General features: G+C 34.8%; 19 protein-coding genes and 2 pseudogenes. 18 read left to right on the top strand and 3 right to left on the bottom strand.

Features of this window, described 5'->3' with window-relative positions:
• Positions 1-209: 209 nt before the first annotated feature.
• The 3 genes and pseudogenes from L3X37_RS10545 to L3X37_RS10550 all read left to right on the top strand — a co-directional run bounded on the left by L3X37_RS10545 (position 210) and on the right by L3X37_RS10550 (position 2,839).
• On the top strand, positions 210-2,042 hold the full coding sequence (locus tag L3X37_RS10545; protein ID WP_237240135.1) for an alkaline phosphatase: 1,833 nt from the start codon (positions 210-212) through the stop codon (positions 2,040-2,042).
• A gap of 221 nt (positions 2,043-2,263) precedes the next feature.
• Positions 2,264-2,602: pseudogene (locus tag L3X37_RS15435) on the top strand (transposase); the annotation flags it as partial.
• Between the two features lie 87 nt (positions 2,603-2,689).
• A complete protein-coding gene (locus tag L3X37_RS10550; protein WP_237240136.1) occupies positions 2,690-2,839 on the top strand; it encodes a hypothetical protein in 150 nt (49 codons plus the stop codon).
• Positions 2,840-2,942: 103 nt separating this feature from the next.
• Here the strand turns inward: L3X37_RS10550 and L3X37_RS10555 are convergent, their stop codons facing one another.
• Positions 2,943-4,289 (bottom strand): alpha-L-fucosidase, encoded by a 1,347-nt coding sequence (locus L3X37_RS10555; RefSeq protein ID WP_237240137.1) that lies wholly within the window; start codon positions 4,287-4,289, stop codon positions 2,943-2,945.
• A 78-nt stretch (positions 4,290-4,367) separates the two neighbouring features.
• On the bottom strand, positions 4,368-5,507 hold the full coding sequence (locus tag L3X37_RS10560) for an alpha-amylase family protein (protein ID WP_237240138.1): 1,140 nt from the start codon (positions 5,505-5,507) through the stop codon (positions 4,368-4,370).
• A 156-nt stretch (positions 5,508-5,663) separates the two neighbouring features.
• Here L3X37_RS10560 and L3X37_RS15440 point away from each other — a divergent pair.
• The 4 genes and pseudogenes from L3X37_RS15440 to L3X37_RS15445 all read left to right on the top strand — a co-directional run.
• Positions 5,664-5,906: pseudogene (locus tag L3X37_RS15440) on the top strand (AraC family ligand binding domain-containing protein); the annotation flags it as partial.
• 36 nt (positions 5,907-5,942) lie between these two features.
• Positions 5,943-6,557 carry a helix-turn-helix domain-containing protein gene (locus tag L3X37_RS10565; protein ID WP_237240139.1) on the top strand — a complete coding sequence of 205 codons (615 nt, stop codon included), beginning with the start codon at positions 5,943-5,945 and terminating at the stop codon, positions 6,555-6,557.
• Between the two features lie 350 nt (positions 6,558-6,907).
• Complete coding sequence (locus L3X37_RS10570; protein ID WP_237240140.1) at positions 6,908-7,078, top strand: hypothetical protein; 171 nt, start codon at positions 6,908-6,910, stop codon at positions 7,076-7,078.
• Positions 7,066-7,179, top strand: coding sequence for an AraC family transcriptional regulator (locus tag L3X37_RS15445; protein WP_369409897.1), 114 nt, complete (start codon positions 7,066-7,068; stop codon positions 7,177-7,179). Before L3X37_RS10570 ends, L3X37_RS15445 begins: the two co-directional genes overlap by 13 nt.
• Before the next feature lie 155 nt (positions 7,180-7,334).
• On the opposite strand, the gene L3X37_RS10575 is transcribed toward L3X37_RS15445, so the two are convergent.
• Complete coding sequence (locus L3X37_RS10575) at positions 7,335-7,934, bottom strand: RNA polymerase sigma factor (RefSeq protein ID WP_237240141.1); 600 nt, start codon at positions 7,932-7,934, stop codon at positions 7,335-7,337.
• Between the two features lie 123 nt (positions 7,935-8,057).
• Here L3X37_RS10575 and L3X37_RS10580 point away from each other — a divergent pair, with 123 nt between their 5' ends.
• From L3X37_RS10580 to L3X37_RS10630, 11 genes are all read left to right on the top strand, one after another.
• Positions 8,058-9,230 (top strand): FecR family protein, encoded by a 1,173-nt coding sequence (locus L3X37_RS10580; protein WP_237240142.1) that lies wholly within the window; start codon positions 8,058-8,060, stop codon positions 9,228-9,230.
• A 210-nt stretch (positions 9,231-9,440) separates the two neighbouring features.
• The gene (locus tag L3X37_RS10585; RefSeq protein WP_237240143.1) at positions 9,441-12,866 is read left to right on the top strand and encodes a SusC/RagA family TonB-linked outer membrane protein; all 3,426 of its coding nucleotides are present in this window, start codon (positions 9,441-9,443) and stop codon (positions 12,864-12,866) included.
• A gap of 12 nt (positions 12,867-12,878) precedes the next feature.
• Complete coding sequence (locus L3X37_RS10590) at positions 12,879-14,237, top strand: RagB/SusD family nutrient uptake outer membrane protein (RefSeq protein WP_237240144.1); 1,359 nt, start codon at positions 12,879-12,881, stop codon at positions 14,235-14,237.
• A gap of 417 nt (positions 14,238-14,654) precedes the next feature.
• Entirely contained in the window at positions 14,655-16,877 is a 2,223-nt protein-coding gene (locus L3X37_RS10595) for a hypothetical protein (RefSeq protein WP_237240145.1), read from the top strand.
• Between the two features lie 176 nt (positions 16,878-17,053).
• Positions 17,054-17,755, top strand: coding sequence for an RraA family protein (locus L3X37_RS10600; RefSeq protein ID WP_237240146.1), 702 nt, complete (start codon positions 17,054-17,056; stop codon positions 17,753-17,755).
• A gap of 29 nt (positions 17,756-17,784) precedes the next feature.
• Positions 17,785-18,096, top strand: coding sequence for an NIPSNAP family protein (locus L3X37_RS10605; protein ID WP_237240147.1), 312 nt, complete (start codon positions 17,785-17,787; stop codon positions 18,094-18,096).
• A 5-nt stretch (positions 18,097-18,101) separates the two neighbouring features.
• Positions 18,102-19,256, top strand: a complete 1,155-nt coding sequence (locus tag L3X37_RS10610; RefSeq protein ID WP_237240148.1) for an ABC transporter substrate-binding protein — start codon at positions 18,102-18,104, stop codon at positions 19,254-19,256.
• A gap of 11 nt (positions 19,257-19,267) precedes the next feature.
• The gene (locus tag L3X37_RS10615; protein ID WP_237240149.1) at positions 19,268-20,221 is read left to right on the top strand and encodes an MBL fold metallo-hydrolase; all 954 of its coding nucleotides are present in this window, start codon (positions 19,268-19,270) and stop codon (positions 20,219-20,221) included.
• Between the two features lie 7 nt (positions 20,222-20,228).
• Positions 20,229-20,999, top strand: a complete 771-nt coding sequence (locus L3X37_RS10620) for an SDR family NAD(P)-dependent oxidoreductase (protein WP_237240150.1) — start codon at positions 20,229-20,231, stop codon at positions 20,997-20,999.
• A 17-nt stretch (positions 21,000-21,016) separates the two neighbouring features.
• A complete protein-coding gene (locus L3X37_RS10625; protein ID WP_237240151.1) occupies positions 21,017-22,117 on the top strand; it encodes a mandelate racemase/muconate lactonizing enzyme family protein in 1,101 nt (366 codons plus the stop codon).
• Between the two features lie 4 nt (positions 22,118-22,121).
• Positions 22,122-22,877, top strand: a complete 756-nt coding sequence (locus tag L3X37_RS10630) for an SDR family NAD(P)-dependent oxidoreductase (RefSeq protein ID WP_237240152.1) — start codon at positions 22,122-22,124, stop codon at positions 22,875-22,877.
• Positions 22,878-22,887: the final 10 nt, after the last annotated feature.

Below are 22,887 nucleotides of genomic sequence, written 5' to 3' on the forward strand. Positions count from 1 at the left end.
ACAATTTTTTATTTTTTCAAATATCAAATACATCAATATAAGCTAAGCTTGATGTCTTTGTTGGTTTAAACTCCTTTTAATTCTATATTGATGCAAAGGTTTGCATAGGCTTATACATCTGTTTCCTTTGTTGTATGCTCAAAATATTGTTGTTTTGAGTTAGTGTTGATTTCTTTTAAGTCATTAAAAACCATTATTTATTTCATACTATGTTTACTAAAAACATCCTCTCAATACATAAAATCATTTTTTATCTTCTAATTTGTTCTATCCAATTTGGTTCTGCTCAGGAAGAATATTTTTCTAAATTTCAGATACATTCTCATAACGATTACCAACAAAGTGTTCCTTTCTGGAATGCCTATGCGAACGGGTTAACTTCAATTGAAGTTGATGTTTTTTTGGAGCATGATGTTTTATACGTTACCCATGACCAAGAGGATATTATAGAAAACCGAACGATTGAAAATTTATACTTACAACCCATAAAGGAAGTCATATCCTTAATGTATGGTAGTCAAGAAAAATTACAATTGTTGGTTGATATAAAATCCAAGGCTGAAAAAACCTTAGAAAAACTTGTCGTTGTCTTAAAAAATTATCCTGAAATTATTAATAATGAAAACATTAAAATTGTTATTTCAGGAAACCGTCCAAGCATTGAAAAATACCCTAATTATCCGAAGTTTATCCATTTCGATCATCAAAATTTAGAGTCTATAGAAGACACTAAAATTCTAGATAAAATTGCTCTAATCAGTTTAAATTTTAGAAAGTTCTCTGTTTGGAATGGAAAAGGCCGATTAACTGCCGACGATTATAAAAAGGTAAAATCGACAATCGATAAGGCGCATAGTTTTGGCAAACCATTCAGGTTTTGGGCTACTCCCGATTCTAAAAGTGCCTGGAAAGCTTTTAGTGATATGGGCGTTGATTTTATTAACACCGACATGCCTAACAAAGCTTCAATTTATTTAGAAACTCTAAACGACCGCATATATTACAACAAACTTAGGTCCGAGGTTTATACACCAACATTTAATTCTGATAAAAAGAATTCGCCAATTAAAAATGTCCTTTTATTAATAGGTGATGGAAACGGACTTAACCAAATCTCTTCATCAGTTTTTGCCAATGGAGGAAGCTTAACACTTACCCAATTAAAAAGTATTGGCTTTATTAAAACCCAATCTGCCGATGATTTTACAACCGATTCTGCTGCTGCTGGCACCGCTCTTGCTACAGGTTCAAAAACAAATAATAGAGCAATAGGCATGGATACTTTAGGCAATCCCTTAATCAATATCACTGAGTTACTAGACCAATATGATTTTGTTTCTGGTTGTATCACTACAGATGAAATTACTGGAGCGACACCAGCCTCATTTTACGCCCATAGAAAAGACCGATCGGAAAAAGAGGGTATTGCACGCGATCTTTTAAAGAGCAAACTATCCTTGTTTATTGGTGGTGGATCTAAAACATTTGAAAATAAAGGAATAGCAAATCACTTTTCGATATTGGAAGACATAAGCCTTTTATCAAAAAATACAGATGATAAAGTAGGTTATTTTATTTCTGAAGAATCAGTTCCCAGTGTTTTAGAAGGACGTGGCGATATACTTTCTGAAGCTACTAAAAACGGGTTAGAATTTTTGAATAATAAAAACAAACCATTTTTTCTAATGGTTGAAGGCGCACAAATAGATTGGAATGGCCACACTAAAAATATAGCAGGTATTATTACTGAAGGTATTGACTTTGACAAAGCCATTACTGAAGCCATAAAATTTGCCGATAAAGAAGGGAACACTTTAGTTGTTGTAACGGCAGATCATGAAACTGGAGGGCTTAGTTTGCCACAAGGGGATCTGTCAAATAAAATGATTGAAGGCGATTTTACAACTTTCGACCATACTGGAACAATGGTTCCAGTATTTGCCTATGGACCTCATTCTGAAGAGTTTCAAGGTGTGTATGAAAACAGTGAATTGCTTTGGAAAATAATAAAAGTACTTTCAATTAATCTTAATAAAAAATAGTTCATGAAAAAATGTATTACAATATTATTCTTGCTAATATTGGTCTTTTCTTAAGTTTCATGCAGTGATAAGACCAGTAACCCTATTAATGCTATGTCGTTCAATATTAGATATGATAATCCAGAAGACGGTCCACAAAATTGGCATAATAGAAAAGAAAATGTTGTCCGTATGATTAATTTCCATGACTTGGATATTATTGGCATGCAAGAGGTAGGGAAAATGCTATTGGAGCAATAGTAGATTTTAAGTTGTTCAATGTCTGTTTATTCGACACTTATGTTAATTCTGATGTGTTTTATGCATGGCTTACACAAGAGCTGCTACCATGCATACCTAAACAATCTGTCATTGTCCTAGACAATGCAACGTTCCATAAAAAAAATGATGCATCACAAGCAATACAGGAGGTTGGACATTTCTTAGAGTTCCTGTCCCCATATAGTCCAGATTTGAACCCTATTGAAAAGAAATGGGCACAAGCAAAAAGTATCAGACGAAAATACGAGTATAATACTGATGAACTTTTTTATATGCTGAATAATGACGTTTTATTTTGATTTAACTATATAATACGGTTCGCACCTATTTAATACGTCATTTTAAAACCAAAATAAAAGCACCAAGAAAATCACACTACAAAAAAGATGAGCAGGCTATTGAAGCCTTTTTTAAAACTTCCAAATGAATTAGAAATCATTAAAAAAGACATAGTTTTTGATGCTGAAACTACAGTAAATCTATATGCTCAAGACGAAGCAGATTTGGACTCAAAACCCATATTGGAAGCTGCTTAACAGCAAAAGGTATTAAGCCAATTGTTAATTATCAACACGCTTTTTAAAAACACCTATTTATACGGTAGTTTTTATGATATGGATTTAGAAATTAAACATAAGACTACCTGGGTGTAAGTTGTATTTTAATAATTACATCTATATCGTTGTGTTTGTTAGCAACACCCTTTAAGGTAATATCATGCGTGTTTTGTATGAAGGAAACTTTCTCATTTCCATTCATATACCTCGCAGTCTTTATTTTTTCCCCAGTTGCAGGCAATTTGATAACCCCATCGGAAGGAATATCCAATACATGCACATAAATAGCATCATCTGTTAAGGTAGTACCGCCCCAGGTTTCATCATAAATTCCACCACGTGTGCCATATATACTTTCCCCGTATTTAGACATAAATTCCCCTATTTCCTCAAGCCTCTCAACCAATTCAGGTTCTATTTCTCCCTGAGGGTCCGGACCAACATTCAGTAAAAAGTTTCCATCCAGAGAAACAATCTTTACTAAATATCTTAGAATTTCTTCCAAACTCAGTAGAGTCTCTTTGTCAATTGGCCTCCAACCCCAACCATTGAGTGCTAAATTATCGCAATATTCCCAAAGTCTGTCCATTTTGCCTGTAAGAAACCTCTCTTCATGGATATCAAAATCACCCTTCCATCCTCCACGTTCGTTTATTAGCATTTTAGGCTGTAATTTTCTCGCCATCTTAGCTAACTTAAGAGGTTCCCAGCTAAAGTCACCAGTGTAAGGAGTATCATTTTCTCGTTTATGCCATGCTTTTTCCCAACTATATTCAAGGCCACCTGCTCCTAGCCACTCGTCAGAGCCACCATCCCACCATAATATATCTACCTCACCATAGTTGGTAAGTAATTCCTTTACCTGTACATAGGTTTGTTCTTTCATCTTCTCGGCACTGGATCGGTACATATTTGGGAAAAAATAACCAGGGTACCTCCAATCTGGAGGGGAATAGTAGAAGCCAATTTTCATTTGCGCACTTCGGGCGGCATCCACATATTCAGCTATTAAATCCCTCTTTGCCGCACTATTTACTGCATCATAATCACCAAACTTGGTATCGAATAGACAAAATCCATCATGGTGACGGGTAGTTAAAACTACGTACTTACAGCCTGCATTTTTTGCAATTTCCATCCATTTTTTTGGGTCATATTTTTTAGCGCTAAATTCATTGGCCAGCTTTTTATACTCGTCAATATCGTTACGGTAATAAAACATACTCCATTCTCCTTTTCCTGGTATTGAGTAGAGTCCCCAATGAATAAACAAACCAAACTTAGCATCGCGAAACCATTGCAAATCTTGCTGAGGTAAGAGAAGCGAATCTGCTTCAAGAACTGCACTCCGTTGATACTGTGCTTGACTATAAGTTAAATGGGTTAATGACATTAAAGCCACAATAAATAAGAGTGTTTTCTGTTTCATTAATTCATAAATAATTGGTTATTTATAAATTTTGACTTGATAAAATCGCAGAATTTATACAAAATTACCAAATCATTATCACTCATTAATCTTATTTTTTTTAATATAACCTATCGGTAAATTATTATAAATACGAGCTAAAACAGCAATATTTTTGTCATCTCCACTCAAGCTGTCAACAGGTGATTCGAGGTATTTACTAATTGGGGGTAATAACGAACTCGAATCTGGTTTTCTAAATCCGAAAAGCCCAACACCAGCGTCAATTGCTGCCGGCACAATAACTTTAGGATCTTGATCATTCCAGTTTGCCAAACAGGTGATTAACCGCGTATCTTCTCCAATCATTTCCTTCACCGCTTGCACTCCTTCCATATCACCTGCTTCATTCATTAACCAGTCAATTTGGTTAAACATTTTTGAATTTGCAATGTGTGGATGTGTAATGTCAAATGCAGATAACCAGATAATTGCATCAGGATTCGTCTCTTTTGTGGCCTTGTATATAACATCCCAGCAAGCAGCAATTGCTTTGCGGCTATAAACATCATACTCTTTCTCTGATAACTGCTCTTCTCCTGGAAAGGTCTTTCCCATAAGCTCCTCGAAAAGTTGTTTTTCACTATCAAGCCATTTACCATCGTTACTACTCCTGTTGGGTTGATAAAACCAGTCAATCATGAAACCATCAATCCCGGTCTTACCTACCGCATCACGAATAATCTGATCGAGATAATCAAGATATTTTTGAGTATACGGAATATGTCTGTCGTTAGGATAACCATAACTATAATCAGGATATTCCATTCCCCAACGAGTATTGGAGCCTATACATAAATACCCCATCACTTTCATTCCCTCTTTATGCCCAAGGCGAACCATTTCTGGCAAAAAATCATATTTCAAACCTGGTTGCTCGGGCACAATATCATTTTTATACCATGCATAACCGTTACACGAAACAATAAAGGTTTGGATTGTATTCACCCCCATATCTTTATACCATTGAATATGCTCTGCAGGATCGGCATCAGCCCAAAGTCCTGGTTCAGCAAATTCATTAGGTCCACCTTCACCCCAATTAAAATCTAAATCATACGATTTTATTGGTTCTTCCTTTTCTGCGTTGGTTTTATATGATAGTGTGTTTGTTTTACATGATACAAGGAACAAACAAACTATAGTAAAGAATAGCATATAACTTTTATTCGTTATCATAATATATATTTTATTGGTTTTATAAATTTCTGTTCAATAGTAATTTTCCTCTATGCAATAATAGATATCATTTGCTATTTTTCCTGTATTCAAATAAGGGTAATAATTGCACAAATCCGACTTTTTAATTAAATTGCAGATTGTAAATCAATAAGTATGTACTCTTCATCAAACTTGCTTCCTTTCAAAATCCTAAATATCGAAAAAGTATTGCTTGACAGGAGATGGAATTATCAGAATGTTTGCAGTCCGTTTTTTCGGATGTTGTATATAGTGGATGGAAAAGGTTCAATCTTTCATGGCTCCAAAGAATATCATCTTACTCGAAATAGATTAATACTTATACCCGATTATACCAGCTGTAGTTATTACTGCGATAACAGTCTGCAAATGATATACATAATTTTCTCCAATCAGCTGCAAAATGAATTAAAGATGCATGGTTTTCGCAACCATGTTTTTACTTTGGATGCAGATCAAAATGATAAATGCTTAATCTACAGAATATTGGAACTTAATCCAGATATGGGGCTTTCTGATCCTAATCCTCAAAAATATGACAACTTAAATTATCTGGACAGATGTAAAAAAACAGAATCTGAGAAGCCTCTTTCTAACACATTTGAGAGTCAAGGTATTTTACTACAGCTTTTTTCGCGATTTAAGCCCTTATCTCAAGAAAATAATGACTATAACGATACTTCTTCCCGAAGAATAATTCAAACCATCCAATACATCAACAACAATCTAAATAAAAACCTATCGGTTAAACTATTGGCTCAAGAAGCATGCTTAACGCCAGATTATTTCTCAAGGTTATTCTTGCAGGTAACCAAAAGCAGACCAATTGAATTTATACAGAGAAAAAGAATTGAAAACGTCCAATTACTTCTCATTACAACCAATCATTCACTGGAAAAAATTGCAGAACTTTCAGGCTTAAGTAATTCCTCCTACCTCATCCGCCTTTTTAAACGTTACACAGGAACAGTACCTGGAAAATGGAAGGATCACTACCAAAAAGAAAAAAACCTTTTTTTTCAGCCGTAGCAATGCGATGCCTTTCTAAAAGTGCCTAATTTGAAGAAATTTTGCCTCATTTTCGGTTAAAAAAAAGTCAAGATGAGTACAATTTACCTTTAATTGAAACTAAACACCTTATTAACACTTTTCTTAATCTCCGTAGTTACCATTTTAAAGGTAATGCAAAAACCGCAACAACCTTTTCAAACATTTTCGAATTTTACAACCTTAACCAAAAGGTAAATTCAAAAAAACATTTGACTAGTCTTTTTCTTCAATGGTTACTAATTGTTATTGATGCATCCCATAAAAACAAGATGGACAATTCTCCCTCACAGGAAATAAGCAATATTGAAAATTACATCAAAAACAACCCTATGAAAGAACTGTCAATCGACGACCTTTCAGATCGGTTAAATTTATCTAAAACTAGATTTAAACATCGTTTTAAGAAAGAAATTGAAATTCCTTCAGGAGAATTTATTATGAGGAATAAATCAATTATGAAAAAGAAAACTTTAGCAACTATGATTCCATTCAGGATTTAGCATTCGCACTTGATTTTTCTTCGTCGAATTATTTTGCTTCTGTGTTTAAAAAATATACAGGCAGAACACCAACAGAGTATCGTAATGATATATTGAGTTAAGTGTATCCTTTTACAGAAGTCGTTTTTTGATAAATTTTAAAAGAAACTATTGGGAAAATGAAGTGTGGTAACCGATAATCCAAAAAGGCATACAGAACACCTGAAAAACAACTTAAATAAAAAGAAAAGTTCTAAAGATACTAGTATAGAGTGGCTTAAGGTTTTGTAAAATCCCACCCATTCCCTAAAATAAAAAACAGTATTTTATGAGCCTTTTTTTCAATACCTTTTCTAATTAGTTTGTAAGCTTTGTTTATATGATATTCAACAGTTTTTATAGAAACATTTAAATATTCGGCTATTTCAATATTGGTAAGCCCTTCTTTCTTACTCAATAAAAAAGTACGCTTACACTTTTTTGGTAGATTTTCAATTTCATTGGAAATTAACGCTGTTTTATTTACTAGTAATTCTTGGTAATCTTCATTTTTTACTTCATTTAGAGCTTCAACATATGCTTTTTCCAAAACAGAAATGGATTTATTTCTGTGATATTGATTAACAAATTCGTTATAAACCGATTTATATAAAAAATTTTTAATAAGAAAATCACTTTTTAAATTAGATCGCAATTCCCAAGTTCTTAAAAACACATTTTGAACTAAGTCTTGAGTCATAGCATAGTCGTTAGTTAGACTTAAAGCATAAACAAATAATTTTTTATGATATGTATTTATTAAAAACGTATATGCTTTTTCATTGCCTTTCTTTAGGCTGTCTATTAAAAAAGTATTGTTCTTAAAATTATTAATCATATGGAGATGAGTATTAATTTTATGCTAAATGTATTATAAATTATAGTAATAAAAAAAATAACAAAAAAAACCTAGGGTTTTTTAAAACGACTTTGTAGTTTAATAAGAAAGTAATAAATAGAAATGATTTCTGAGAAAATAGAAAAACGTATTATTAAATATATTTCTAAGTCTGCAACAGCCAAAGATTTAGATGTACTTATAAAATGGGTTGAGGTCTCAAGCAATAGGCTGATATTTAAAGAATATTTAAAAGACCATTATGCCATTATGTTTAGCATTAATAACCCCGATCCCAAAGATGTTATTGAAAAAGTTTTAAAAGAAATAAGGAACGAGAAAAATAGAATTCGTAAAAACAGATTTCGAAACGTATTTAAATATGCCGCAGCTGCTGTTTTTATAGGAGTGCTTGTTTCTGGCTTTTTCTTTAGAGATAAATTAGTAAATAACACAAAGGAAGAAATTCCAGAAGTAATAACTAATAATATTATTGTTCCTGGAAGTGATAAAGCAACTCTTACTTTAGATGATGGCTCTCATATAGCTCTTGAAGAGGGGAAATCTTATAAAAAAGGTTTTGTAAATAGCACTGGAGAAAAGATTATATATACCTCAAGCAAGACCAAATCATCAAAAATTAAACACCATTATTTAACAATTCCTAGAGGAGGAGAATTTTCACTGACATTATCAGACGGAACTAAAGTATGGTTAAATTCAGATTCTCAACTTAAATATCCTGTAAGTTTTGCAGATGGTGAAACAAGAACAGTTGAACTGGTTTATGGTGAAGCTTATTTTGACGTATCACCGAGTACTGAGCATAAAGGAGCCAAATTTAAAGTTATAAATAAATCACAAGATGTTGAAGTGTTTGGTACAGAGTTTAATATTAGTGCATATAAGGACGAGACCCATGTTTACACCACATTGGTTGAAGGAAAAGTTGCTGTGACTAATGATGATGATTTAAATCAAGTTTTAACTCCAAATCAACAATTAAGATTAGATACAGAAACTAATAAAACAACTGTAGCAGTGGTCGATGTGGAATCCGTAGTGTCTTGGAAAAATGGTGTTTTTAGTTTTAGAGGTAAGAATTTAAAAGACATTATGAAAGTGTTATCAAGATGGTATGATATTGAGGTCGTTTTCGAAAATAAAGAATTAGAATTATTAAAATTTAAAGGTGTTTTGGCAAAAAACCAAGGTATTGAAGAAATTTTATCAATTATGAAGTCGGGTACTATAACCGATTATAAAGTAATGGATAAAACCATTATAATAAAATAAATAGCGCATTCATTTTATTAGACATCTAATAAAATTTGTAGAGCCTTGATTAAAGAGGTTATAAATTATTAAATAAAAAACATTTTGCCTATGAAATAAAGTAACTAAAATAGAGGATAAAGTTTAACCCGCAAAAGTTTATAACTCTATCCCCTTACTAACATTATCAATTAAATAAAATTGTTTAAATAACTAATAACATACAAATTTATGAAAATTAAACTAACTAATGCCCGTTTTATTAATATAAACAGGCTTTTAAAAACGATTATGAGAACATTCATTTTCTTGTTTTGTTCATTCATTTTTGCGTCGATTCCTAATAATGTAATATCTCAAAATTCTAAAGTAAAAATAAAAGAAGATAAGGTGTTGACTGTTGATGAGGTTTTCGATCTTATAATGGACCAAACAGATTACAAATTCTTTTATGAAGAAGGGACTTTTAAAGGTTACGCAAAAGTAAACTTAAAAAAAGGAATTTTAAAAACGAGTAAATTATTAAAAAGAAGCTTATCTCAAGGTGATTTCGAGGTTACATTAACAAGCAATAATAATATTCTAATTAAAGAAAGGCAGAGTGTTAAAAAAAATATTCAAAAATTCGAAGTTTCTGGAACTGTTCAAGATGCCAATGGCCAACCTTTACCTGGAGCTAATATTACAGAAAAAGGCACAGCAAATGGAACCCAAACAGATTTTGATGGTAAGTTCTCCATTGAAGTTACAGATAAAGATGCTGTTTTGGTGGTTTCTTATTTAGGGTTTAAAACAAAGGAAATTGAGGTGAGTAACCAAACACAGATTTCTGTTATCTTACAAGAGGATGTTGCAAGCCTTGATGAAGTGGTTGTTGTAGGATACGGCTCTGTTAAAAAGTCAGATTTAACAAGTGCAATTGCTACTGTAAAAGGGGAAGATTTAGAAAATAGAGTAATTACTAGGTTAGATCAGGCATTAGAAGGACAATTATCTGGTGTTACAGTGCAACAAGCAAGTGGTATCCCAGGTGCAGCTCCCAGAATTACTGTTAGAGGTGTTGGTTCTATTAATGCAGGAAACAATCCTTTATATGTAATAGATGGGTTTCCTGTAGAGAATGCAAGTTTAATGGCAAATATTAATGCTAGTGATATTCAGTCAATTGAAGTTTTAAAAGATGCGGCTTCAGCAGCTATATATGGCTCAAGGGGAGCTAATGGTGTGGTGCTAATCACCACTAAAAAAGGCGTCTCAGGAAAAACTAAATTCACTTTCGATACCTTCTATGGGGTTCAATCACCCGAAAAACTCCTAAAGTTTATGAATGCATCCGAACAGGGGTTAATGGAAACAGAGGTAAGAAATAGGTTATGGGTTGAAGCCGGCGGAAATGCATCCGATCCAAATGATGTTCGTCCTCCTAACCGGAGAGTTGATCCAGAATGGATAAGCGGAAACTTTCCGAATTATGATAAGAATGACTATCTTTTTTCAAAAAGTGCTCCAATTAAAAACTATACTTTAACTGCTTCTGGAGGAAATGACCGTTCAAAGTATTTCATGTCTATAAATTATTTAGACCAAGAAGGTATTACTAGAAATACTGAGTTTAATAGAATAGCTATTAGGACAAACCTAGAGACTAAAGTGTTTGACGATAAACTGAAAATTGGATTAAATTTAAATCCAAGCCGATCTTTTTATTCCAGTAATGGGGCCGAAGGAAAAGACAGTAATACAAACTGGATGCTTTGGGCAGGACCCTTAGTTAAAACTGATGAGTTCTATTACGATTACGAAACCAATCAAATAAAGAACGATTATTCGGCATATTACAATATGCATCCAGCAATTGGACCTCGATTTATGATAATTGACAATATAAAACCAACGCGTGAACATGTTCAGGTGGTGGCTAATAGTTTTATTGAGCTGAATATACTTGATGGATTAAATTTTAAAACAAGCGGGGGCATTTTATATGGTTTCGACAAAAGTAAGACGTTCGTTGGTTTGATTCCGGGGCAAGGTAACATTTCAAGAAGCCTTTCTTCGTCAATCGGTAAAAATTGGCTATGGGAGAATACCTTAAATTATGCGAAAACAATTGATAAGCATTCATTTAACGTTTTGGCAGGATATAGTAGTCAAAAAGTATATTCTGAAAGTTTTAATATATCTGGAAGGGGATATGATAATGAATTATCTGAAACCCTTAATAATGCAACTGATATATATGGCTGGGGTGAAAGTGCCTCTGAGTGGTCAATGATTTCGATGTTTGGTCGACTTACATATAACTTTGATAGTCGTTATCTGTTTACAGCTGCAATACGTAGAGATGCAAGTTCGCGCTTTGGAGCTAGCAACAAGTGGGGTGTTTTTCCATCTTTATCGGCTGCATGGAATTTGCATAAAGAAAATTTCCTGAAAGATAGCGAATTGATATCAAGTCTTAAGTTAAGGTATAGCTGGGGTGAAACCGGTAATAACCGAATAGGTAACTATGCTTCAATTGCAGGAGTATCGGCTTCCAACGCGGTGCTTGGTGTTGATGAAAGTATTGTAAGTGGTTACCGTACATCTGGCCTTGGAAATCCTGATTTAGGTTGGGAAAAGACTGAGGCAACCAATGTTGGTCTTGATATAGGGTTTTGGAATGACCGATTAAGTTTAACAGCTGAATACTACAACAATAAAACAAATGATTTACTTTTTAATGTTCCCATACCTTTGGTAACAGGTTTTGGCGGCCAGTTAAAAAATCTGGGCTCGGTTCGTAATAAAGGATTTGAATTCGATATTAGTTCGCGCAATATTATTAATGGACCATTTAAATGGAATACCCGGTTAAACTTTTATACCAATAAGAATGAAGTTCTGAAAGTGGGGCCAGAAGGAGCACCAATAATTACAGGTAATGGATTTACGAATGCCAGTTATACAGGTATTGGCCATCCTATTGGCGCTTTTTATATGCACAAACAAATTGGAATTTTCCAGAATCAGGCCGAGGTAGATGCATCTGCAACCTGGGGAACGCAAATACCTGGTGATGTAAAATTGGCAGATATCAATAATGATGGCACAATTGACAATGATGACCGTACTTTTGTTGGGCAACCACAGCCCAAATACAACTTTGGTATTACTAATGAGTTTACTTACAAAAATTTCGATTTGAGTATATTTATAAATGGTGCCGGTGGTAATAAAGTGTTCTTTGCTCAGGGACGCTATTATGATAAAGGTTTTACACCATTGGGTCTAGGACTTGCTATGACCGCTAACTGGAATAACCGCTGGCGTTCGGAACAAGAACCAGGAGATGGCAAAACTCCTGGCATATTTAATGGTTTTAGAGGTGCAAACGGCGACTTTGCAACTACACGATGGTTGCATGATGGCGATTTTTGGAGAATTAAGAATATTTCTTTAGGCTATACACTTCCTAAAAATATTACTGAAAGCATGAAACTGCAAAAGCTAAGATTATATGTTACTGGAGATAATTTATTCTTAAAAACAGATTATATCGGATATAATCCTGAAGTAAATATAAGCAGTGGAGACAATTACCTTGTTTCCGGATACGACTATGGTTCTACACCATTAGCGAGAAAAATAATATTTGGATTAAATGTAACGTTTTAAATAGTAATTGAAATGAAAAATATAATTAAAATAGCGGTTATAACTTTAATGTTTTTTGGAACATTTTCATGTAGTGATGATTTTGTTGACCTAGCTCCGATTACTTACGCAAATGAAGCTGATTTTTATAAGACAGATGGTGATTTTGAGGCAGCCATTGTAAGTGTATATGCTGGATTTAGGTCTTCTCCTGGCACTCGAATTCCTTTTAACATGGAATATAGGGCTGATAATTTAAAATTTAACAATTATACGTATCAGGAGTTATCTACAAACCTTTTGGGCGCCAATACTGGAAGTTTTCTATGGGGTACATATTCCAGTCTTATCTATCCTGCCAATAATATTCTTGATAGACTTGAAGTGACAGAAGGAATTTCAAGTTCTGTAAAAGATGTTGTTAGTGGAGAAGCATTATTTTTTAGAGGCTATGCTTATTATTGGTTAACACTGGGATTTGGAAAGGTGCCACTTGTTACATCTGTAATCACCTCTGATGAGGCATTAGAACTGGGGCTTTCTTCTGAAGATGAGGTGCTAGCACAAGCTGTTGCCGACTTTCAGAAGGCAGCAAGTTTGCTTCCGCCAACGTCTTCTGTTTTTGGTAAGTTAGACAAATATGATGCCATGGCTTTTCAGGCAAAAGCTTTAATGCTTCAAAATAACTGGAGTGCAGCAGTTCCCGTTTTACAGGAAATTTATAACAATAGTGGACATCAATTGGAACCGGTATGGACAGATATGTGGACAACCGCTGCTGAAAAAACCAGCAAAGAATTTATGTTTCAGGTAATTAATAGCGAACTTGCAAATAACAATAGTTTTGCACAGCAACTTTTATATATTAGAGGAGATAATACAACACAAGAGGTATTCATGTACAAATCAGGCTTGTTTGAATCATTTGAAGACGGAGATATTAGGCGCGATGAAACCCTAGGTTTTGATATTGACGGAATTGCTGAAAACAGAAAGTACGATTTTGGGCAAGTTGGAAACATTTGGACACAGGATATTCAGGTGTTAAGATTCACAGAAATTCAATTGCTCTATGCTGAGGCTATTTCAATGGCAGTAAATTCTGTGCAACAGCAGTCATTAGATTTGATCAATGAAATTAGAAACAGGGCAGGGTTAGATGATCTTGAAATGGCAGATGTTCCTAATATGGATGCTTTTGTAGAAGCTGTATTAGCTGAACGAAGAGCAGAGTTTGTGTTTGAAGGAAAAAGATATGCTGACTTAAAAAGGCATAACTTACTGGTTTCGAAACTAAATGCAATTGGTTATAGTTTTGATGACAGTTATAATTATTTGCCAATACCTCAAAATGAAAAAGATAAAGTGCCAGATGGTCTTTATGATAATTAATGTTTTTTGAGTATAATAGATGTAAAAACCGGAGTTTAATGATAATTATAGTGGCTCCGGTTTTTTTTAAGTTTTGGACTTAGTTGTGTGTCCATCTATGTTAGCGAAATCTCCTATCTTTTAATAATCAACTTTAGGCAAATGCTAGCTTTTATTGGTTGCCAATAATGATTAATATTCAAAATATATATTTCTCTAAAGGACTAAAATGTTAAAAGAAAAAAATAAAAGAAGGGTTATTAGGATTTTTTCTGTAATACTATTCATTTAGAGTAACAAGAAAAAATGACCCGCTTACCAGATAAGGCATAGAAGAAATAAATTAATAAAATTCAAAAGCATGCTGTAAAACTCTAATTAAGAATGGAAAAAGGACCCCTTACTTCTCACTATAAAATTCTATAATAAAAACTTGTTATGAAAAAATTGGAAAAACGCTGGATGCAAATCCTACCTTTTATGCTTTTCGTAATACTTTTTCTTTTGTTTGCACCACCTGTTTCTGCAGAAAAGAATCCTGGTACTTATGAAATAGAATCATCAAACATTCGGTTAACGGTTACTTTAAAAGGCGAAATCTATTCTATTTTCGATAAAAAAAGTAAAAGAAATATTCCTTTTAAGGGAATTACTGTTTTTGTGGGTTGTTCGTCCGAAGTTATTTCCATTGATGAAGAGCAGCAGGCTCTTATCGTAAAAAAGAAAGTGGTTAACGATAATACCCAAGTTCTTTATACCACAGAGGTCTTTAGTTTTGAAAATGATTTATTGAGATGGGAACTGAAAATTTTACCTGAAGGCAATGCCCCATGGAGTACTCCCGTGCAAACCATTTGGTCAATAAGCCAACCCGGTTTAAAATACTGGACCACCTGGGGCGACCCACGCCCGGAAAAGCAAGGCGTTCATTTATTACAGGCAGCTGACGAAAAGATATTGAATGGCGAGGTGGTTCTTACCGACAATAAATTGCCAACGAACGTTTGGGCTGATCCTTTGGTTACTCAACCGCTGTTTCCGCGAAAATTGATTTATGGAGGTTCTATTTATGGAGATCCAGAGAAGGATGATAATTTTGACCCATGGATTAATTTTTATCCGGGCAGCCGTCGTAATTACTTTTCGGTACCTGTAATAGGCTTGTATAACGAAAAACAAAACATCGGCGTTTCGTTGGGGTTCTCTCCAGAAAACATAGGGGTTGAGGCATGTTTAGAAGTTACCAATGAAAATCAGCTCATTTTTTCAAGATACAATAACCGTTTCACCCCGGGAAAGGAGTTGAGTTTCTCTACCTATATAAACCTGCATGAAGCAGACTGGAGATCTTCAATGGCTTGGTATGTAGATAAATTTAAGGATTGGTTTAACCCAGTTAATCCCAATGTCCATGAATTTAGTGGAACTTCTTCCTATTCATTCGAAACAGGCGATTTCGATGTGGACAAGATGAAAAAAATGGCCTATAAGACCAACTGGGATGCCACATTTCCCTTTCCTTACATGGGATTGTTTTTGCCTGATGTAAACCATGATGAAGGCTGGTTGAGTTGGCGAGGCGAATATTTAACTTTCAAAAAAATAGACGATTACTACAAGCAAATGCAGGAGAAGGGGTTTCGTGTTTTGAGCTATTTTAATGTTACCGAATTCGGGAGCAATATCCTGGAAAAGGGAAAATATAACATGAGGTTGCCAGAACGTAAGCAATGGGTAAATTCCAATACTTACCTCTATAAACAACTTGAGCCGGCAGTGCTTTACTATCCGCATGACACTACCTATACGAATTATATCTATTCTTGGGACAGGAGTATTGTTGTTGATCCCGGTGAGCCCGTGTATGCAAATCACCTGGTTGAACAGATAAACCGCTACATCGAAAAACTCCCCCATTTCGAGGGTATAACCATCGACAGGTTGGACTGGACAAGGCACTACAATACTCACAGGGATGATGGGGTATCCTGGTTTAACGATGCTCCTGCTAGGTCTTTGCATGTGTCATGGAATTCTATTATCAATAAAATTGCACCAATACTTCATGATAAAAATAAGGTTCTTTTTATAAATAACCATGTAAAACGATTGGACGACATAAAACAAGTTGATGGGATTTTTGATGAATTTGGCGATGTAGCTGCGTCCATCAATACCAATGCTTTTCTATGTGTTAATAAGCCGCTGTTAGGCTGGTGCCATAATAAAGCAGCTATCGGCAACGATTTTGACGCATTTATGCAGAAACACCTTCATCTGGGGATGTACCCAATGGCTCCATTCCCTGCGAACGACCATGCTTTACTGCCCGATGAAGAAGTAGACCAGTTGTACCTAGATTATGGACAATTGTTAAAGGTAATGAAAGGCAAGAACTGGGTACTGGAACCGGGGGTTATTAAGGTAGTAGGAAACAAAGCAAAAGCCAATATATTTAAAACCGATTCAGGGATCATAATTCCAGTAACCTTTGGACAAGATAATGTTGTTACCCTAAAAGTTAAAGGCATTAAAAACACAGATAAGATTGAAATAATACATCCAGGAGAAAAAGAATGGACAACAATTAAAACAAGCAGAGGAAGGTTGAAAATTCCTTTGAAAAGAGGCTGTGCAATGGTGAGGATTTATTCTCCATAACGTTATTTAGAGGTGTAGTTAAGTTTTTAATTTTTCTATGTTGCTCATGCCTTAAGCTTAAAGAATTTGCCACAACCTAGACAGAGAGAAGATTATTAGACCTGTTCTCTAAAGGGTTTTATGCAACCTTTACCATTTTATAAATTTGATATTCGAAACTTTAAAATATAAAAAATATGGATTCTCCTCTTTGGAAAAATGATGAAGAATTATTCAGCATAGCAAGACAAGAATTATTTGTAGCCTTGGTAGGTGATATCTTGGATCAACTTGGGTATGTAAAACAATTTATCGGTCCAGAAATAAAACCGGTGGCAGTCGAGATGATTGTTATTGGAAGAGCCAAAACAATTGTTGAATGTGATGTGGAAAAAATTCCTCAAAGTATTATTACCAATAATAAAAAGGTAGCAAAACCATTTGGATTAATTTTTGAGGCATTAGATAGTTTGAAAGAAAATGAAGTATATATCTGTGATGGAGGATCTTTGGAATATGCCCAATGGGGAGGTTTAATGAGCACCCGTGCTATGTGTTTAAAAGGGGCTGGCGCTGTTGTTAACAGCTATCACCGCGATACAAACGAAATATTAAAATTGAAATTCCCGACCTTTAGTCGTGGATCATATGCACAAGATCAAGGTCCTAGAGGAAAAGTAATTGATTATGATTGCCCCATTACTTTTAACGGAATTAGGGTGCATCCGGGAGATGTTGTTTATGGAGATAGAGACGGTGTGGTTATTGTGCCTAAGGACGTGGTTGTACCTGCCTTTACAGGAGCTATTGAAAAAGCAAGAGGAGAAAAAGAGGTGTTGAAAGCATTACAGAAAGGTATGAGTACGGAAGATGCTTTTGAACATTTTGGTATTATGTAATATATTTTTAGCCATTAAAAAAATAAAAAATGATTTACGAATTAAGAACATATACATGCTATCCGGGAACGGTTTCTAAAGTTTTGGAAATGTGGGAAAAAGAGGGAAAAGCGATGTTGGATCCTTACTTTAAAATGGTAGGGCAATGGACTACTGAAACGGGTACTGTTAATCAAATAATTACCATATGGGAGTTTAAGGACATGAACCATAGACAGGAAATGAGAAATGCATTATTAGCACATCCTGGCTTTCTGGAATACTTAGCAGAATGCAGACAGTATTATATAACTCAAACAGCAGAATTTTTATCAGCAACAGATTTAAGCCCAATAAGATAAGTAGTATGGTTGTTTTGAGAGGTATAACATGGAAGAACCCACGAGGATATAATCCATTAATAGAAGCATCTAAAAAATATAATAAGAAATTCCCAGTCATTGAAATTGTTTGGGAACAATATCCCTGGTACGAATTTGAGGAAAGAATATTAGATAATTTTAAAAAAGGTACAGGTATTTATGACCTCATCATGTTCGATCACCCTTGGACGGGCACACTTTGCAGCAATAAATGGTTATTGCCTTGGGACGAATATTTATCAAGTTCGTACATGGATGAACTAAAACAAAGGGTTGTTGCACCATCTGTAGAATCATATAATTTCAATGGCAAACAATGGGCATTACCATTGGATGCTGCCTCACATTGTGCTTTGTACCAAAAAACAGTTGGAGCAGACGTAGCTTTACCAACAAAATGGGAAGAAATCAAAGAATGGGCGATTCAAACACAAGCAAAAGGGTTTGAAACACCGTTGGTTTTATCACTTCAAGGCGTATTGGGTTCTTGCTTGTTTTTGTCTATGATGGCAGCCTATGGTAAACCAGCTTTTCATGACCTAAGGAAAGAGAATATTGATGAGGATGCAGCTAAAACTGTATTGTTACTATTAAAAGATTTACAACAATTTTGTCCTGAAGAATCCTCAAAATGGGGTCCGTGGGATATTTATGATAAATTTTGTGAAAATGAACAATATTTATATTCACCATCAATATTTGGATATGTAAACTATTTGGGGCCAAACCATGCAGGTAAAAACCTATACATCACACAAGTGCCAATGTTTAATCATAACAAAAGTCCAAAAGCTATTATAGGAGGTGTAGGGCTTGGTTTAACGTATTCCTGCAAGAACATTCCGGAGGCTGTTGATTATGGGGCTTATTTAATGTCGGACGAAGTCCAAAAAGAAATTTTCCCTCCACATTATGGGCAGCCAGCAGTAAAGGCGGTTTGGGAGGATAATCAAATTAATGCAGAAGTGAACAATTTCTATAAGGACCTACAACCAAATATGGAGAACGGGTACATAAGACCTCAATACGATGGTTTCCATGAAGTAGAATTGGCGATCGGAAATAGTCTTCAAAAATGGTGGGATGACCAAGCGAGTTTAAAAGAGACATTGATACAATTAAAGACCATTAAATTATAAATGAAACCGAGATGTATATTAGAGAAGTAAAAGAAGAAGCTCTGGGAGTGTATCGTTTTTCTCAGCCAATAGGAATTCGGATTGTGCATTTTTATGCGATAAAAGAAGCTGATGGGTGGACATTGATAGATTGTGGTTTGTCAAATTCGGTAGCCTCTTGGATTGCGGATGGAGAGTTAAAAGGAAAGATCAATAGGCTCATTATTACGCATGCCGATGCAGATCACCTCGGTAGTGGAGCTTGGTTAAAAGAAAATTATCCAAGCATAGAAATATGTTGTCATGCAAATGATAAAAGGTACTCAGAAGATCATAGACTATTGGTTAAAAATAGATACGATGTTGCTAGACCAAAATTTGGATTTGGATACTCTCAAGAAGTTTTAGATATTTTATTGGATGTTTGTGGAGAGGACTTTGAAGTAGATCGTACGCTTGAGGATCAAGAAACTATTTTGATCGACGGGGATGAATGGCAAATAGAATTACTTCCAGGCCATAGTCCAGGTCATATTGGAATTTCAAGAAAAAAAGACGGTATCTACATATTGGGAGATGCTTTTTTATCAGACGGGCCACCAAGCATAGATGGAAAACCTTCAATGCCACCAACACATGAAAATATAGTTTTGTATTTAAACTCAATAAAAAAAGCTAGGTCTTTCAATGTAAATAAGTGTTTTACAGGGCATTGGCCGCTTCTTGGCAAAGAAGAATTTATTGCCTTTTTAGATAAAAGTGAAGAAGTTGTTTTTCGGGATTTAAAAATTGTGACTTCCATTTTAGAAAAAGGAGAAAGGTCTTTTGAAGAGATTCTCACAGAATTATGTGAGCAAGTTTCCACATGGGATGCGACAGAAAACTCCCATTATTTGTATGCAGTTAATGGGTACATTAAATATTTAGAAGCTACAAAAAAAATTGTGGTTACACCAAATCAAAAAATAAAATTAAAACAAGAATAGGTCAGAAATGAGATTATTAGATAATGAAATAGCAATTGTAACAGGAGGAGGTCAAGGACTTGGACTTAGTACAGCGACCTATTTAGCCGAGCATGGTGCTAAAGTGGCCATTCTTGATCTAGATGCAACAAACGCAGCTAAGCAAGCTGAGAATCTATCAGGGTTAGGGCACATAGGTATTCGATGTGACGTTACAAACGGAGAAGAAAGAATTGCAGCAATTAAGAAAGTACTAGATACTTTTGGGACAATCGATATTTTGGTAAATAATGCTGGTGTTCAGTACCATAGTGAAGCCGAAAATATGCCAGAAGAGAAATGGTTGAATGTTGTAAATGTAAATTTGAATTCTGTAATGTTTATGTCTAGAGATGTATCTCATACCATGATAAAGAATAAAAAAGGAAGTATCATAAACATAGGAAGCATTGCTTCTTTTCAGGCAATGCCTGGTCGTACCGTTTATTCAGCAACCAAAACAGCGGTCTTAGGTTTGAGTAGAAATTTGGCAGTAGATTGGGGGCAATACAATATTAGGGTGAACACTGTTTGTCCAGGGTATCACGATACACCATTGTTAAGAGCTTACATAGATAGCGGAAAATTAGATCCAGAAGTCATCAAAGGTAGAATTCCTATGAGACGCTTAGGCTTAGCAAACGATATCGGAAAAGCAGTTGTTTTCTTTGCTTCTGATCTTTCAGAATATGTAACAGGACAAGCCATGATGGTTGATGGGGGTTACACAACTTACGGTGCTGCTGGTGCAATCGAATAAACACTATAGGGGATAAAATGAAAAATACAATAACCAAGATTGAATCATTTTATGTGCGTGTTCCGCTTGGAAGACCTTTAAAATTAGGGGCTATTGAAATTCCCGATAGACATTATGTCATTGTTCGTATTTATGACGAAGCAGGTAACGTTGGAACTTCTTACGGACTTTCAAGAAATGCACCTGTTGCAGAAGTTGTACATAACAATATCATACCAATATGGAAAGGCAAAAGTTTAGATAATCATGAGGAATTATACAATTTAACAACAAAGGCAAATGTTTGCCTAGGTACTAACGGTATCTTTTTTAGGGCATTGAGTTTATTTGATTGTGCTTTGTATGATTTATTGGCTATTAGAGAAAAACAACCCTTATACAAATATTTAGGCGGCGAGTCTAAAGCCATACCAACAATGTTGGTTGGTGGGTATCCAACATCTAACGAAACAGAAGAAACTTTAGCTGATGAGATGGAATTATACGCGACTTATAACCCAGCAGGAGTAAAAATAGCAAGTACAACAGATGCTTTTAAAGATGGAGAACGATTAAGAACTTGTAGAAAATATTTACCTATGTCAATTCCGTTAATGATCGACTGTGTTTGGGGACAAACAGATGCAAAAACATATGCTGTTGAAGTCCAGAAATGGGAAGATTTAAATATGAAATGGATAGAAGATCCTTTTTTGACAGATGATTACGAGAATATTCGATATTTAAGTGAGAATACAAAAATAGACATAGCCGTTGGGGATGAGCAATCAGGGTACTTAAATATGCTGAGGTTGATGGATCAAGGGAAAGTTAATGTTTTACGGTTGGATGCAACAGTTTGTGGTGGTGTAAGAACCTTTATAAAAATAGCCAAAGCTGCTTATCAAAGAGGCATCCCAGTCGCTTGCCATGTATTTCACCAATTACACTTGCATTTGGCTTGTGCAGTGCCTGGAGTGGACATTATAGAATATATGTTGCCAGAAAGTGATATTGAATCCTACCAACGTTTATGGGATAATGATCTAGTATTGGAGAACGGAACATTTACGCCTACAGAAAATCCAGGCGTAGGAACCGCTTGGAACGAAGAATTTATAATACGGTATAAAGAATAAGAAAATGGATGCAAATAGACACAGCGGAAAAGTTGTTGTAGTTACAGGAGGTAGTTCTGGCATTGGAAAGGAAATAGCAAGAACCTTTTTAAGTCAAGGTGCTTTTGTGGAATTGGTTGGGCTTGATGAGGGGGGACTTATTGAAACTCAAAAAGAATTCGGTGAGAAATGTGCTTATAAAGTTCATGATGTTACAAATACAGAGTATGCAAAAAATGTTATTGAGTCTATTTACAATAAACATGATAGAATAGATGTATTGGTCAACAACGCAGGAATTCATCAGAAGAAGTCAACCGAAGAGATGTCAGTAGCTGAATTTAATAAAATGCTGAACGTGCATGTTACTGGAGCTTTTTCATTAGTGAGTGAAGTGCTACCCATTATGAAGAAGCAAAATTCAGGAAACATCATTTTTATGGCCTCTATGGCGGCGATTATAGGATTACCAGAAGTAATTTCGTATGCGGCAGCAAAAAGTGCTTATGTAGGCATGGTACGATCTTTAACATCAGAGGTTGCTGGTTGGAACATTCGAGTGAATGCCATTGCACCAGGTTGGATAAATACCCCTTTGCTCAGAAAAGCATTGGTAGATAATAAAGATAGAGCACAAAAAATACTGGAAAGGACTCCTATGAATAAATTTGGTGACTCTGAAGATATAGCAAATGCAACAAGCTTTTTATGTTCTGAAGAAGCAAAATTTATTACCGGTGTACTACTTCCAGTTGACGGAGGTGCTTCCATAGGGTTTTAAAAATTTAAAT

Source organism: Wocania arenilitoris (genome assembly GCF_021728535.1).
Classification (GTDB): Bacteria; Bacteroidota; Bacteroidia; order Flavobacteriales; family Flavobacteriaceae; genus Wocania_A; species Wocania_A arenilitoris.

Coding starts and splice junctions, on each gene's coding strand:
- L3X37_RS10570 (WP_237240140.1), top strand. CDS start 6,908: ATGAAAGAACTGTCAATCGACGACCTTTCAGATCGGTTAAATTTATCT.
- L3X37_RS10605 (WP_237240147.1), top strand. CDS start 17,785: ATGATTTACGAATTAAGAACATATACATGCTATCCGGGAACGGTTTCT.
- L3X37_RS10565 (WP_237240139.1), top strand. CDS start 5,943: ATGCATGGTTTTCGCAACCATGTTTTTACTTTGGATGCAGATCAAAAT.
- L3X37_RS10550 (WP_237240136.1), top strand. CDS start 2,690: ATGAGCAGGCTATTGAAGCCTTTTTTAAAACTTCCAAATGAATTAGAA.
- L3X37_RS10575 (WP_237240141.1), bottom strand. CDS start 7,934: ATGATTAATAATTTTAAGAACAATACTTTTTTAATAGACAGCCTAAAG.
- L3X37_RS10595 (WP_237240145.1), top strand. CDS start 14,655: ATGAAAAAATTGGAAAAACGCTGGATGCAAATCCTACCTTTTATGCTT.
- L3X37_RS10630 (WP_237240152.1), top strand. CDS start 22,122: ATGGATGCAAATAGACACAGCGGAAAAGTTGTTGTAGTTACAGGAGGT.
- L3X37_RS10580 (WP_237240142.1), top strand. CDS start 8,058: ATGATTTCTGAGAAAATAGAAAAACGTATTATTAAATATATTTCTAAG.
- L3X37_RS10585 (WP_237240143.1), top strand. CDS start 9,441: ATGAAAATTAAACTAACTAATGCCCGTTTTATTAATATAAACAGGCTT.
- L3X37_RS10600 (WP_237240146.1), top strand. CDS start 17,054: ATGGATTCTCCTCTTTGGAAAAATGATGAAGAATTATTCAGCATAGCA.
- L3X37_RS10615 (WP_237240149.1), top strand. CDS start 19,268: ATGTATATTAGAGAAGTAAAAGAAGAAGCTCTGGGAGTGTATCGTTTT.
- L3X37_RS10590 (WP_237240144.1), top strand. CDS start 12,879: ATGAAAAATATAATTAAAATAGCGGTTATAACTTTAATGTTTTTTGGA.
- L3X37_RS10620 (WP_237240150.1), top strand. CDS start 20,229: ATGAGATTATTAGATAATGAAATAGCAATTGTAACAGGAGGAGGTCAA.
- L3X37_RS10545 (WP_237240135.1), top strand. CDS start 210: ATGTTTACTAAAAACATCCTCTCAATACATAAAATCATTTTTTATCTT.
- L3X37_RS10625 (WP_237240151.1), top strand. CDS start 21,017: ATGAAAAATACAATAACCAAGATTGAATCATTTTATGTGCGTGTTCCG.
- L3X37_RS10610 (WP_237240148.1), top strand. CDS start 18,102: ATGGTTGTTTTGAGAGGTATAACATGGAAGAACCCACGAGGATATAAT.
- L3X37_RS10560 (WP_237240138.1), bottom strand. CDS start 5,507: ATGATAACGAATAAAAGTTATATGCTATTCTTTACTATAGTTTGTTTG.
- L3X37_RS10555 (WP_237240137.1), bottom strand. CDS start 4,289: ATGAAACAGAAAACACTCTTATTTATTGTGGCTTTAATGTCATTAACC.